Source organism: Paraburkholderia sp. XV (genome assembly GCF_020177535.1).
GTDB classification, from domain to species: Bacteria; Pseudomonadota; Gammaproteobacteria; order Burkholderiales; family Burkholderiaceae; genus Paraburkholderia; species Paraburkholderia caribensis.
The window spans coordinates 20,674-34,973 of the sequence record NZ_JAGUUD010000012.1; the positions used below are offsets into that span (position 1 = coordinate 20,674).

Annotated in this window: 9 protein-coding genes; 2 read left to right on the forward strand and 7 right to left on the reverse strand. The window is 65.2% G+C overall.

Annotation, left to right across the window (positions count from 1 at the left end; genetic code table 11):
- Positions 1–3 precede the first annotated feature (3 nt).
- Positions 4–1,416 (reverse strand): FAD-binding oxidoreductase, encoded by a 1,413-nt coding sequence (locus KFO72_RS09240; protein ID WP_107203222.1) that lies wholly within the window; start codon positions 1,414–1,416, stop codon positions 4–6.
- A 193-nt stretch (positions 1,417–1,609) separates the two neighbouring features.
- Between KFO72_RS09240 and KFO72_RS09245 the strand changes: the two genes are divergently transcribed.
- A complete protein-coding gene (locus tag KFO72_RS09245) occupies positions 1,610–2,188 on the forward strand; it encodes a cob(I)yrinic acid a,c-diamide adenosyltransferase (protein ID WP_054928929.1) in 579 nt (192 codons plus the stop codon).
- 33 nt (positions 2,189–2,221) lie between these two features.
- Here KFO72_RS09245 and KFO72_RS09250 read toward each other — a convergent pair whose 3' ends face one another.
- The 6 genes from KFO72_RS09250 to KFO72_RS09275 all read right to left on the reverse strand — a co-directional run bounded on the left by KFO72_RS09250 (position 2,222) and on the right by KFO72_RS09275 (position 11,283).
- A complete protein-coding gene (locus KFO72_RS09250) occupies positions 2,222–2,557 on the reverse strand; it encodes a helix-turn-helix domain-containing protein (protein WP_036002795.1) in 336 nt (111 codons plus the stop codon).
- Positions 2,554–2,892 (reverse strand): type II toxin-antitoxin system RelE/ParE family toxin, encoded by a 339-nt coding sequence (locus tag KFO72_RS09255; RefSeq protein ID WP_054928915.1) that lies wholly within the window; start codon positions 2,890–2,892, stop codon positions 2,554–2,556. Before KFO72_RS09255 ends, KFO72_RS09250 begins: the two co-directional genes overlap by 4 nt.
- Before the next feature lie 176 nt (positions 2,893–3,068).
- Positions 3,069–4,142, reverse strand: coding sequence for a 3-deoxy-7-phosphoheptulonate synthase AroG (aroG, locus tag KFO72_RS09260; RefSeq protein WP_054928914.1), 1,074 nt, complete (start codon positions 4,140–4,142; stop codon positions 3,069–3,071).
- A 385-nt stretch (positions 4,143–4,527) separates the two neighbouring features.
- Positions 4,528–5,994: a metalloprotease TldD gene (gene tldD / locus KFO72_RS09265; RefSeq protein ID WP_225031939.1), complete on the reverse strand. Its 1,467-nt coding sequence runs from the start codon at positions 5,992–5,994 to the stop codon at positions 4,528–4,530.
- 98 nt (positions 5,995–6,092) lie between these two features.
- Positions 6,093–6,941, reverse strand: coding sequence for a carbon-nitrogen hydrolase family protein (locus KFO72_RS09270; protein ID WP_225031940.1), 849 nt, complete (start codon positions 6,939–6,941; stop codon positions 6,093–6,095).
- A 112-nt stretch (positions 6,942–7,053) separates the two neighbouring features.
- Positions 7,054–11,283 (reverse strand): YhdP family protein, encoded by a 4,230-nt coding sequence (locus KFO72_RS09275; protein WP_225031941.1) that lies wholly within the window; start codon positions 11,281–11,283, stop codon positions 7,054–7,056.
- A 186-nt stretch (positions 11,284–11,469) separates the two neighbouring features.
- Here KFO72_RS09275 and glnE point away from each other — a divergent pair, with 186 nt between their 5' ends.
- Positions 11,470–14,262 (forward strand): bifunctional [glutamate--ammonia ligase]-adenylyl-L-tyrosine phosphorylase/[glutamate--ammonia-ligase] adenylyltransferase, encoded by a 2,793-nt coding sequence (glnE, locus tag KFO72_RS09280; RefSeq protein ID WP_253074230.1) that lies wholly within the window; start codon positions 11,470–11,472, stop codon positions 14,260–14,262.
- Positions 14,263–14,300 lie beyond the last annotated feature (38 nt).

The window sequence follows — 14,300 nt, forward strand, 5'->3', positions numbered from 1 at the left end:
GGCCTAGGCCCACGTAAAGATCTTGCCCGGATTCATCAGGTTGCGCGGGTCGAGCGAATGCTTGATCGAGCGCATCACGTCCACGGCGACGGGGCCATGTTCTTCGACCAGAAAACCCATCTTGTGCAAACCCACGCCATGTTCGCCCGTGCAAGTGCCATCCATGCGCAGCGCGCGCTGCACGATGCGATGATTCAGGCGCTCCGCTTCCTCCAGCTCTTCCGGCTTGTTCGGGTCGATCAGCATGGCGACGTGAAAATTGCCGTCGCCGACGTGTCCGACGATCGGGCAAGGCAGCGGCGAGGCTTTCAAATCCTCTTCCGTTTCGACCACGCATTCGGCAAGCCGCGAGATGGGCACGCAAACGTCGGTGGTGACGGCGCGGCTGCCGGGCTTGAGTTGCAGCATCGCAAAGTACGCGTTGTGACGGGCGTTCCACAGACGGCTGCGGTCTTCCGGGCGCGTCGCCCACTCGAAGCCTTCGCCGCTGTTCTGCGCGGCGATCTCCTGCACCAGCTCGGCTTGTTCCTTCACGCCGGCCTGCGTGCCGTGAAATTCGAAGAACAGCGTGGGCGCTTCGCGCAGCGTCAGGTTCGAATGACGGTTGATCGAGCGGACGGCGAGGGAATCGACGAACTCGACGCGCGCGATCGGCACGCCGAGCTGGATGGTTTCGATCACGGCGCGCACGGCGTCGCCCATTGAGGGGAACGTGCAGACAGCCGCCGATACCGCTTCGGGCTGCGGATACAGACGCACGGTGATTTCGGTGATGACGCCGAGCGTGCCCTCCGAGCCGACGAACAGGCGCGTAAGGTCATAGCCCGCCGACGACTTGCGCGCGCGCGTGCCCGTCTGGGTCACGCGGCCGTCCGCGAGCACGACGGTCAGGCCCAGTACGTTTTCCCGCATCGTGCCGTAGCGCACGGCATTGGTGCCGGACGCGCGCGTCGCCGACATCCCGCCGATGCTCGCATCGGCGCCGGGGTCGATCGGGAAGAACAGGCCCGTGTCGCGCAACGCTTCATTCAACTGTTTGCGCGAAATGCCGGGCTCGACGGTGACGGTCAGATCTTCCGCGTTGATCGACAGTACGCGGTTCATGCCCGAAAGATCGATCGACACGCCGCCTTGTACCGCGAGCAGATGGCCTTCGAGCGACGAACCGTTGCCATACGGAATGATGGGCACGTCGTACTGACCGCACAGCTTGACGATGCGCTGCACGTCTTCGGTGCTGTGCGCGAACACGACGGCGTCGGGCAGTTGCGGATCGAACGGCGACTCGTCGCGGCCGTGATGGGTTCGGACGGCTTCGGACGTGGATACGCGTTCGCCGAATGCCGCCTTGAGGGCAGTAAGAAGTTCAGGAGGAAAGGGGCGGCGCACGGTGGCGGGCGGCACGGGATGGTTCACCTGCGTCTCCTGTTGGCGAATATTCTGATGGTTGATGCCCATTTTACGCCCATCGACCGTTGGCGCGGCGTCATGCTTGCAGCGGGGCGGCAAGGGTTTAGCCCCATCATCCTTATAATGGACGGAAGCTTGACCGCGTGCTGCGATATATCCGCACGGACGCATCGCGGAACATTATGAGGACATGGACATCATGGGCAACCGCTTGAGCAAGATCGCGACGCGCACGGGCGACGACGGCACCACAGGTCTTGGCGACGGCAAGCGTGTGCGCAAGGACGACGCACGCATTGCCGCAATCGGCGACGTCGACGAATTGAACTCGAACATCGGCGTGCTGCTGTGCGAAACCCTGCCCGACGATGTCCGCGCCGCCCTCACGTCGATCCAGCACGATCTGTTCGATCTGGGCGGCGAGCTATGCATTCCGGGCCATTCGATGATTGCCGATGCCCATCTCGCGCAACTCGATGCGTGGCTTGCCCAATACAACGCGACGCTGCCGCCGCTCAAGGAGTTCATTTTGCCGGCAGGCACGCGCGCCGCTTCGCTTGCGCACGTGTGCCGCACGGTTTGCCGGCGTGCGGAACGCGCGATCGTCGCGCTCGGCGCTGTCGAGACGATCAACGATGCGCCGCGCCGGTATGTGAACCGGCTGTCCGATCTGCTGTTCGTGCTGGCACGTGTGCTGAACCGCGTGGACGGCGGCAGCGACGTGCTATGGCGGCATGACCGCAGCGCGAACAAGCCGGACACGCAGCGCGGCGAATAGCGGTTCGGCGCGTAAGGACGCGAGCCCGGCCGCTCAGCCGACCGCGAGCGTCACCGGCTTACCGATACGGCTCATCATTTCGACGAGCGTATCAATAGTGAATTTGGCCGTCTTCTTGTTGACGACATCCGACACGCGCGGCCGCGAGACCATGAGGATTTCCGCAGCTTCAGACTGCTTCAGATGATGCTGTTCGATCCACGTGGACAGCTCGGCCATCAATTGCTCCTTGAGCAGCCGCGTGTCGTTGATCTGCTTCTGCGACGCGGCATGCAGGCGCTTCGCTTCTTCTGCGGGGAAGCCGAGTTCGAGAAACAGATTCGCGCCCGGTTTTGTTACGTGACGGACCTTGGTGTCGATGGTCTTCATACTTTCCTCACATTGGCCACGGCGCGGTAGCGCGCCTCGGCGATTTCCCTGTCATGCCGGCTGGTAGCCTGCGTCTTCTTGTTGAAGCAGTGCAGCACATAAACGGCTTCGACAAACTTGGCGACGTACATCACGCGAAAAGCGCCTTGCTGTTCGGTGACGCGAATTTCGCGCGTGCCCGCGCCGACGATATCAAACGGCTTCCAGTTGTCCGGATCGAGCCCGGCCTGCACCTTGGCGAGCTGAAAGCCAGCCTGGCGGCGCGATTCATCCGGGAACGCGAGCAGATCGTTGTAGCTGGAGCCGACCCAGCGAATCTCTTTTTCCAGCTCCATGAGTTCCTTTCGTGTACAAAATTTTATACCCAAATTCTCCGGCGTTCAATACAGGCGAACACCGGAACGAGATTTGAAGGTACCGAAAGGGAGGGGGAAATTCGATTCGGCCGAATGGCCAAAAAAAAGCCCGGCATGAGCCGGGCGCGATGTGCAGAACAGGGAGGCGCGGTGTTTCAGTTGCCGCTGCCGCGTGCAATACGCCGCTGCTTGACGGCATCCGCGAGACCTTCCAGCACGCCGATGCTGTCGTCCCAGCCGATACACGCATCCGTGACGCTCTGGCCGTAAGTCAGCTCGCAGCCTTCCTGCAGGTCCTGACGGCCCGCGACGAGATGCGATTCGACCATCACGCCGACGATGCGCTCGTCGCCCGCCGCGATCTGGCGGCCGATATCCGCGCACACGGGAATCTGGTTCTCGTGCTTCTTCGAACTGTTTGCGTGGCTCGCATCGATCATCAGGCGCGCTGCAAGGCCGGCCTTACCGATGTCGCTGCACGCGGCGTTCACGCTGTCGGCGTCGTAGTTGGTCGTCTTGCCGCCGCGCAGGATGATGTGGCAGTCCTCATTGCCTGCCGTCGAGACGATCGCCGAGTGGCCACCCTTCGTCACTGACAGGAAATGGTGCGGCTGCGATGCCGCCTTGATCGCGTCGACGGCGATCTTCACGTTGCCGTCGGTGCCGTTCTTGAAGCCGACGGGGCACGACAGGCCCGACGCGAGTTCACGATGCACCTGGGACTCCGTCGTGCGCGCGCCGATCGCGCCCCACGAGATCAGATCGGCGATGTACTGCGGGCTGATCATGTCGAGGTATTCGGTGCCGGCGGGCAGACCCAGTTCGTTGATCTTCATCAGCAGCTCGCGCGCGGTGCGCAGGCCGTCGTTGATCTTGAAGCTGTTGTCCATGTACGGGTCGTTGATGAGGCCCTTCCAGCCCACTGTCGTGCGCGGCTTCTCGAAGTACACGCGCATCACGATTTCCAGTTCGCCAGCGAAGCGCTTGCGCTGCTCGATCAGGCGGCCCGCGTATTCCATCGCGGCTTTCGGATCGTGAATCGAGCACGGCCCGATGATGACGATCAGACGGTCGTCCATGCCGTGCAGGATTCGATGCATCGACTGGCGCGCATTGAAGATCAGGTCCGACACCTTCTCGTCGCACGGGAATTCGCGGATCAGGTGGGCGGGCGGCGTCAGTTCTTTCAATTCGCGAATGCGGACATCGTCGGTATTGTGCGGGGGCATGGGGTTCTCCTCGTTCGTTCAGTAGCGCGGTTCGAGCGGTCAGCGATTCAACGACGGCGCCGCAACGAACAGATCAGCAGGCTAAAAAGGTCAAAGTCAAAATTGTTAGGGACGAAAAAAAACCGCCAGACTCGCTGGCGGTTTTTTCGGGAATTTCAGGTGCCTATGTACGTTCACACCCCTCTCGATCCGCCAGCGGTCTGAGATGCCCAAAAAAAGTAAAAATAAAACTTGGCGGACATGGCGAAAAAGGGATGGCTCGTCAAAAAGGTTGATTGGCTTTATAACCCGAGGTTTGCTTGTTTGGCAAGCTACGGGTGCCAAAAATGCGGGAAATCCGCACGTTTTGCCATTTTGATGCGCTGAACGTGCGGGAAATCCAAAATCACACCGTGCCGCCGACCGTCATCTTGTCGATGCGCAGCGTAGGCTGACCGACGCCGACGGGCACGCTCTGGCCTTCCTTGCCGCAAACGCCGACGCCCGTATCCAGCGACATGTCGTTGCCGATCATGCTCACAAACTTGAGCGACTCCGGGCCGCTGCCGATCAGCGTCGCGCCTTTGACGGGATACGTGATCTTGCCGTTTTCGATCATGTACGCCTCGGACGCCGAGAACACAAACTTGCCGTTCGTGATGTCGACCTGCCCGCCGCCAAAGTTCACCGCATACAGACCGTTTTTGACGGACGCGATGATTTCCTGCGGGTCCTTGTCGCCGTTGAGCATGTACGTATTGGTCATGCGCGGCATCGGCAGCGCGGCGTACGATTCGCGACGCGCGTTGCCCGTCACGGGCATTTTCATGAGGCGCGCGTTCAGCGTGTCCTGGATATAGCCCTTCAGGATGCCGTCTTCGATCAACGTCGTGCACTGCGTCGGGTTGCCTTCGTCGTCGATGTTGAGCGAGCCGCGGCGGTTCGGCAGCGTGCCGTCGTCGACCACCGTCACGCCCTTCGCCGCAACCTGTTCGCCGATGCGCCCGGCGAACGCCGACGAGCCTTTGCGGTTGAAGTCGCCTTCCAGACCGTGGCCGATCGCTTCGTGCAGCAGCACGCCGGGCCAGCCCGGTCCGAGCACGACCGTCATCGCGCCGGCAGGGGCGGGACGCGCGTCGAGGTTCACCAAAGCCGCGTGCACGGCGTCGTCGACGTACTTCGACAGCAGTTCGTCCGTGAAATAGCCATAGTCGTAGCGCCCGCCGCCGCCGCCGCTGCCGATCTCGCGGCGGCCGTTCTGTTCGGCGATCACCGTCACCGACACGCGCACGAGCGGACGGATGTCCGCGGCCAGCGCACCGTCGCTGCGTGCGACCAGCACGACGTCGTATTCGCCGGCGAGGCCCGCCATCACCTGCGTGATGCGCGGATCGCGGCCGCGCGCCATCTGTTCGATGCGTTCGAGCAGCTTGACCTTCGCGGTGGCATCGAGCGAATCCAGCGGATCGGACGGCAGATACAGATCGCGCCCTGACACGCCCGTCAGTGTCGATGCCGCCTTGATCTTCTGCTTGCCGCCGCCCGCTTTCGCGATCGCGCGGGTGGCGATCGCGGCCTGGCGGATCGCTTCGGGCGACAGGTCGTCCGAATACGCGAACGCCGTGCGGTCGCCCGACACGGCGCGCACGCCGACGCCCTGGTCGATGCTGAAGCTGCCCGATTTGACGATGCCTTCCTCGAGACTCCACGCTTCGCTGCGCGTGGCCTGGAAATAGAGGTCCGCGTAGTCGACGCGATGCGTGAAGATTTCGGCGAGGGTGCGCGTCAGCACGGCTTCGTCGAGGCCGTACGGCGTGAGGAGCACGTCTTTGGCAGTCGCGAGATTACGGATGCTGGGTTCGATGATGTTCATGCGAAGTTCGCTCGATTCAGGGTATTCGGTGGGTGCATGCCAGTCAGATGGGTGACGTCGGCAGCACTTTCAATGCGTGCGGTTCATGTCAAACGTAATCAGCCGAGCACGCGGTGACGCCAGGCCGGCAAACTCTGCCGGACTTCGTCGATACGTGAGCGCTCGATATTGCCCGCGACGACGCCCGCGCCTTCGTCGCGCACGTCGATGATTTCGCCCCACGGGTCGATCAGCATGGTGTGGCCCCAGGTGCGTCGGCCGTTCTCATGCTTGCCGCCCTGCGCGGCAGCGAGCACGTAGCACTGGTTCTCGACGGCCCGCGCGCGCAGCAGCGTTTCCCAGTGCGCGCGGCCCGTCGTGTACGTGAAGGCGGACGGCACGACGATCAGCGCGCAGTCGCCCATGCGCCGGTACAGCTCCGGAAAGCGTAGATCGTAGCAGACCGACAGGCCCACGCGCCCGAACGGCGCGTCGAACGTGCGGACGGTGTCGCCGGGGCGGATCGTGCGGGCCTCGTCGAACGATTCCTCGCCTTTCTCGAAGTTGAACAGGTGAATCTTGTCGTAGCGCGCGGCTTCGTTGCCCTGTGGATCGAACACGAGCGTCGTGTTCAGCACGCGCGTTTCTTCGGGCGCCGTCAAAGGCAGCGTGCCGCCGATCACCCAGACCTTGTGTCGGCGCGCGGCGTCGGCGAGAAAGCGCTGGATCGGGCCGTCGCCATAGGGCTCGCGCGCGGTGAGCTTGTCGGTATCCTTGTAGCCCATGAAGCAGAAGTACTCGGGCAGCAGGACGAGCTGCGCGCCGTCGGCGGCGGCTAGCGCGATCAGGCGGTCGGCATCGGCGAGATTGCGGTCGCGCTCCGGCGTGCTCACCATCTGCAGCGCGGCGACGCGGAAAGGATCAGCGTGGGAAAAGGACTTCGCGGACTGCGTGTTCAGGTCGCTCATAGGCGTTCGAAAGACTCCTGCAATGGGCAGTACGGACAGCGGACGCCAGCGTTCGCGGCCGACGCACAGGGCGCGCCGGACATCGCCAGGGTCAGGAACCGCGCTTCGGCCCTCAGTTCGGCGTCGCGATAGCGGCCGGCGCGTTCATATTACCGCTATCTCCATGGACCCGCTCGACGTGCGGTTTGGCCCACGAACCCGTGATCGAGTAATCGCGCGCGAATGCGTGTTCGATCGAGTGCGACAACGCAATGTCACCGACCAGCGCGGCAAGGCCGAGCAGCGGATTGATGATGGCCGCCGCGACGACGCCCGCCCCCGCGCTGACGGTCGGCACGATATGCACGCTCAGGTTCTGAGTTTCGGTCGTCATATCGACGGTGCCTTTCATTTCGGCGCGCGCGGGCGCCGTCACCAGTTCGAAGTTGTTCGTAGAGCCGATGCCGTTCACGACCTGCGCGGTGCCCGTCACATGCTCGAACGGCAGTCCTTCGCCGATCACGTCGCGGAAATTCATCGACGCATAGCGCGCGAGGCTTTGCAGGCTCAGCACGCCGAGCAGCTTCGCGACGCCCGGATCGACCTTGAGAATCTGCCCGTGCCGCAGATCGACGGCGAGATTGCCGTTGAGCGTCGGATAGTCGGGCTTGGTCGGGCCGCCGCGCCAGCCGAGTTTGCCCGTCAGCGACCCTTCGCCCGCCTTCAGCGTGCGCGGCAGGCCGGCGCGTTCGAGCAGCAGCCCCGCGTCCTTGATGTCCAGTTTGAAATCGAGCTCGGTGCTCCGCTCGGCGTCGTCGTCCTGGTTCGGGCCGTAATTACGGCCCGTGCGCCAGTTCGCCGTCGCGTTCAGCACGGCGGCCGGGTTGGTGATCGCGAGCGAGTCGAGCTGCCAGACGGGCGTGCCGTTGTCCTCGAAGTTGTGCGCATTGACTTCCAGCTTGCCGATGTTGCGCTCGCGCACGATCAGCTCGTTGACGACGAGATCGATCGACGGGATGTTTTGCGCGGGCTGGTTGATCGCGGGGCCGAGCAGATCGTTCTCGGTCGCCGACGGAATCACGAGCCGCGCGAGCCGCGCCTGTAGTGTGCCCGGCGATCCCGGCTTCGCGCCCGGCAACCACGACACGTGGCCCGAGACCTGATTGGACGCGATATTCGCCTGCCACTGGCGGTCGTCATGCGACGCGCCGACCACCACGCTTTCCCAGTGACGCTTGAGCAGCGTCAGCGTGCCGATGTGGATCGCGAAGCGGTTCGGCATGAACTGCGCGGCCGTCGCGCTGGGCGGCACGGGCGCGACGCCTTCATTGGCCTTGCGCATCTGCAGGAAGAGGGCGCGCCACGCGTCGGCGTCGAGCGCGTCGATGTCCACGGCGGCGATCACGCCTTCCGACGGCAACTCCGCCGTCCGGTTCACGCCGACCGCGCCGCGCACGACTTCGGGCGGCTGGCCCGGCGCGCGGCGCAGCAGATAGGTCGCCGCGATCGGGCCGAAGGTCAGATCGGCGCGTTGCAGCCCGTTGCTGGTCGCGCTGTCGTTGCCGCCAGTGTTTCCGGATGTCGGCCGGAACGTGAAATCGAGCGGCATCGGCGTGCCGACCGGCTTGTTGAACGGCGCGGGGAAATTGAGCGCGAGCCCGGTGAGGTCCGAGTGGACGGCGACGTCGGGCAACTGGCCCTTCGCGCCGCGCACCTTGATGTCATAGGGCGCGCTGCCGTTCATCCGCGTCAGCACCTGCGCGGGCAGGCCGCGCAGGTTCAGGCCGCGCGCGGCATCGACGGCGAGCTGGCCGGACAGATTGAGGGCATAGGTGCCGTTGTCGTTCAGCCCGCCTTTCGCGCGCACCTCGCCGCCCATGAACTGCCCCGTCAGCCCGTCGACCTGCGCGGTGCGCTCGGTGAAGCGCACTTTGCCGCGCAGTTGCGACAGCGGCGGGACGTTGTCCACGGCAAGCCGATCGTTCTCGAACGCGAGCGAGCCTTCCACCGCGACACGCACTTTCGGCGGCGGGACGCCCGGCGGCGTGGGCGGGTTGCGCGGCACGGTCAGCTTGAGCGCGAGCGCGGCTGGGCCATCGGCATGAATCTTTTCCGTCTCGTGTTTCGCCATCCCGCCGAGCGCGCTGTTATTCACGTAGTCGAGCATGTCGGCGAGCGGCCCGTACCCGTCGCCCGTGATGACGAGGCTCGATGCGCGGTTGCCGAGGTCGTCGATCTTGCCCGTCACCTTGCGCATGGCGACGCCCTTGTAATGCGCGCGGTCGACGTCGAAGCGCAACAATTTCTCTTTCAGCTGGAAGGTGCCGTCGATGCCGTCCAGCGCGGGCCACACATTCGGCGCGCCGTTCTTCAGCGTGCGCGGTGGATACGGCGACGGATCGAAGCGGCCGCCCTTGAACGGCGCGACGATTCTGAACACGCCCGCGCTCGGGTCGCGCGAGTAGGGGAATTTCTCAAGGTTGCCGTGAATTTCGATCGTGCCGCCGCGTGACACACCCGCCTGCAAGCCGTGGGTCAGATAGACGCGCAGTTTTTCGCTGATGCTGGTCGGCAGATAGCGCGTGATGCGCGTGACCTGCGCGCGCTCGAAGTCGGCCTTCAGGTCGAGCGAGCCGCGCCCGCTGCCGACGTTCGAGTAGCTTGCCGTCGCCTTTGCGGCCGTATCGGCATTCGAAACCTTCAGCTCCGTCACGTCGACCTTGAATGCCTTGTGCCGCTGCCCCGGCTCGATCGCGGACGCGATCGTCCACGTGCCTTTGCCGCTCAGATGGTCGAACGTGAGGCGCGGGTCGTCGAACACGCCGGGCAGCGTGAGGGCCGCGTTGGCGGTATCGATGGCAATCGAGCCGTGCTTTTCGTCGGCGTCGACGGAGCCCCACAGATTCTCGACGCCCGGAACACCCGCGCGCGGGTGGTTCCTCGCGGTCAGCCCCGGCGGCGGCTCCTGCGCGGCGACGCTGATGCCCTGCAGATCGCCCTTGAAGCGATACCGCACGATGGGTTCCGCGCCCGGCTCGTGATGCTCGGAGGCGGCCTCGCCCGAATCGGGCTTGCCGCGCTCGACCTCGATCGTGTAATTCGCGACCAGCCCGCGCGGGTTGAAGCGCACGAGGTTGTTCAGCAGGCGCCTGGGCAGCGGCAGCGCACGGCTGAATTCCGCGAGCACGCCGAGATCGACGCGATCGCCCGAAATGCTGATCAGCTGGCCGTGCTGGACGCTCGGCATCCGGTAGCGGCTCGACAGCGTGTGCAGCGCGAGGATGCGCGCAACGGGCGTGCCGTCGTCGAGCGGCGGCTGGCCGAGTTCGGCGCGCAGGTTGTTCAGGTCGAGGGTCCAGTCGTCGCCGTCGTGCGCGACAGCCCACGAAAAGCTCGCGACAGGCACGTCGAGCTTCGGCTGCGTCGGCTTCACGCGCAGCGCGATGTTGGTGCCCGACAGTTCGCCCGAGGCCGAGCGCACGCGGCCCTGCGTGAATTGCAGCCAGATCGCGTTGTCGACGCGGCCCGCGTAGGTTTCGATCGGGAAGTCCATGTAGCGGGCGAGCGTCGGCAGATCGACGGGGCCTGCCGATATGTAGGCTTCGCCCGTCCAGTTGATCGGCTTGCCCATCGCCGCGAGGCGCGCGTGCCGGAAGTGCGCGCGAAAGTCGAGCGGGCCGAACAGCAGCTTGCCGTTGGGCGGCGCCTGCAGCGCGAGCCGGTGATCGTAGCCGTCGCTGAGGATCGCGAGGCGGATGTCATGCAGCGCGATCTCGGGCGCGTCGCGGCGCGCGTCATGCCAGCGCAGCGTGCCGCCGCGCAGGATCATCGCTTCCTGGCGCAGCAGCCACGTGCTGAAGGTGTCGTTGCCGGAATGCGTGGTCGGCACCATCACGCCCGCCACGGTCAGCGAGCCGTCCGTCTCGCGCTCGATCAGCAGATCCGGCTTGTCGACGATCACGCTCGACAGGATTGGCGCGAACTTCCAGACGGATGACCACGACACCGTTGCGCTCGCATGCGGAATGTTCAGCGCGACTTTGCCGTCGCGGTCGGTGATGGTGATGTCGGTGACTTCAAGGCCGGGCTGGAAGCCCGTCCAGTGCGGCGCGATCTTGCCGATCCTGAGCTGGGCGTGAATTTTTTCCGAGACAGCGGCCTCGATTTTTGGCCGGAACGAATCCGCGTGCGGCAGCACGATGTAGCGCAGGCCAAGAATGGCCAGCACGACAACGAAATACAGGAGCAGCGCGATGCCAAGCACGACCCGCAGCGTGTGTCGCAGCACTGCGTGATCGTGCCCGCCTACGGGCTTGACGCGTCCAGCTTCGTGCGGGTCGGCGGATGAGTTTCGCTCGGACATGCTGCGACGGGGTAGGCGTATGTTAGTTTTGCGGTCTAACCACGAAATGTATCACACGGGCCAACGGCCACGGACTTAAGGTACGGCCAGTGTGGACAAGGCCACACGGGGTGTCGGCAGCTCGAGCGAGCTCCGGCTGCGACGGCCCGAGGCAGGAACCCAAGCAACCAGCGAGCCAGACCTTTGATGACCGAACCATCCCTGTTGAGTTCCAGCTATTCGCATTACGCGTCGCGTGCGTACGCGGCGCACGACGGTCTCGCGTCGCGCGTCGCGGCGCTGGCGGCGGCGCCCATCAGCCGTGAGCGGATCGACGGGCGTCTCGACACGCTGACGGACGCTCTGCGCGCGACGCCCGATGCGCCACTTTCCGAAGACGCGCTGAAAAAGGCGCTGCGCCAGCTTCGCGCGGAAGTGTTCTGCGCCGTGATGGAGCGCGACCTGTCCGGCGCGGCCGACGTGGCCGAAGTGACGGGCACGATGACCGATCTCGCCGAAGCGACGGTCCAGCGCGCAATGGCCGTGGTCAGCGCCGATCTCGAAGCGCTCTACGGCGAGCCGCGGGGCTCGCAGGGCGAGCGGCTGTCGCTGGGCGTGGTCGGCATGGGCAAGCTGGGCGGGCGCGAGTTGAATGTATCGTCGGATATCGATCTGATCTTCGTCTATGAGGACGACGGCGAGACGACGGGCGGCCAGCGCTCGCCCATCGCCACCCAGGACTTCTTCACACGCCTCGGCAAACGGCTGATCGCCGCGCTCGCCGAGGTGACGGCGGACGGCTATGTGTTTCGCGTCGACATGCGGCTGCGGCCGAACGGCGACTCGGGGCCGCTCGTGTGCAGCCTCGGCATGCTCGAAGAGTATTTCTACGTGCAGGGCCGCGAGTGGGAGCGCTACGCGTGGATCAAGGGCCGGCTCGTGTCCGAGCATGCGAGCGATTCGGCGCGCCGGCTGTCGAAGCAGCTCGACGCGATCGTGAAGCCGTTCATCTACCGGCGCTACCTGGACTTCGGCGTGATCAGCGCGATTCGCTCGCTGCACCTGCAGATTCGCCAGGAGGCGCAGCGGCGCGCGTCGATGCGCCCCGACAAGGCCGACGACATCAAGCTCGGCCGCGGCGGCATTCGCGAAATCGAGTTCAGCGCGCAGGTGTTCCAGTTGATACGCGGCGGCCAGGACGCGGGCTTTCGCGTGCGGCCGACGCTCGTCGTGCTGCGCCACGCGGCGGCGCGCGGTCTCATTTCGCCCGGCGTGTGCGCGGATCTGACGGGCGCGTATCTCTTTCTGCGTGCCCTCGAGCACCGTCTGCAATACAGAAACGATGCGCAAACCCACGCGATGCCCGTCGATCCCGTCGAACGCGCGCATCTCGCGCAGGCGATGGGTTTCGACGATTACGCGTCGCTGATGACGAAGCTCGAAGCGCACCGCGAACTGGTCGAGCAGCAGTTCGACCAGATATTCGCCGACAAGGTGAGCGGGCAAGGCGGTTGCGGCGCGCGCGAAGACGGCGCGGCCGTGTGGGTGTGGAGCAGCGCGCTCGCCGACGACAGCGCCGACGAGGCGCTCGCGGCGCGGCTCGTCGAACTCGGCATCGAACACCCCACCGAGTTGCTCGCGCGCCTGAAGGCCGTGTGGCAGTCGTCGCGCTATGCAGGTCTCGCGGAGCGCAGCCGCCAGCGCTTCGACATCGTCGCGCAGCGCGCGCTCGAGGCTGCCAACACGCTGGAACCGGCCGAGCGGCGCGGCGATATTCTGGTGCGGCTGTTCGATCTGCTCGAAGCCATCGGGCGGCGCGGCGCCTATCTTGCGCTGCTGACTGAATATCCGCAGGCGCTGCACCGCGTGCTGTCGGTGCTGGGCGCGTCGCGCTGGGCGGCGGGCTATCTGATCCGCCACCCGCAATTGCTCGACGAACTGCTCGACGACGAAGCGATGGCGAGCCCGTTCGACTGGCCGGAGTTCAAGCGCACGCTGCGCACGCGGCTCGCGGCCGCCGACGGCGTCGAGCAGCAGATGGATTTGCTGCGTCATGCGCATCAGGCCGAAGTGTTCCGCATCCTGCTGATCGATCTGGCCGGCAAGCTGAGCGTCGAGCATGTCAGCGACCGTTTGTCGGAACTCGCGGATGCCGTGCTCGACGTGACCATCGAGGCCGTCTGGAACCAGTTGGCCAAGCGCCATCGGGAGGTGCCGCGCTTTGCGATCATCGCGTACGGCAAGCTGGGCGGAAAGGAGCTTGGCTACGCGTCGGACCTCGACCTGATCTTTCTGTACGACGATCCGGACGACAACGCATCCGACATCTACGCAACCTTCACGCGCCGGCTGATCACGTGGCTTACCACGGCGACGGGTGCGGGCACGCTGTTCGACGTCGACTTGCGGTTGCGCCCGAACGGCGAATCGGGCCTGCTCGTGACCGATCTCGACGCGTTCCGCCGCTATCAGCTGCGCGAGGGCGATGCCGCCAACACGGCGTGGGTCTGGGAACACCAGGCGCTGACGCGCGCCCGTTACTGCGCGGGAGACCCCGCCGTCGGCGCGCAGTTCGAGGCGATCCGCGAACAGGTGCTGACCACGCCACGCGACGCCGCGACGCTTGCCGCCGAGATCGTCGACATGCGGCGGCGCGTCGAGGATGGCCATCCGAACCGGACCGAACTGTTCGATCTGAAGCACGATCGCGGCGGCATGGTCGACATCGAGTTCGCCGTGCAGTACTGGGTGCTGCTGCATGCGGCGCGCGATCCCGAGCTGATCCGCAATACCGGCAATATCGCGCTGCTGCGCGAGGTGTCGCGCTTCGGCCTGATGAGCGGCGAGGAAGCCGACACCGTGGGCGCGGCGTACCGGACCTACCGGAAGCTGCAGCACAAGCTGCGGCTCGACGGCATGGAGAAGGCGCGCGTCGAGCCGCACACCGTCGAGAACGAACGCGAGGCCGTGCTGCGGCTGTGGCGGCGGGTGTTTGGCTGACGCTGCGCAGCGGCGCGGGCGTTGAAGCCCGCGCCGTG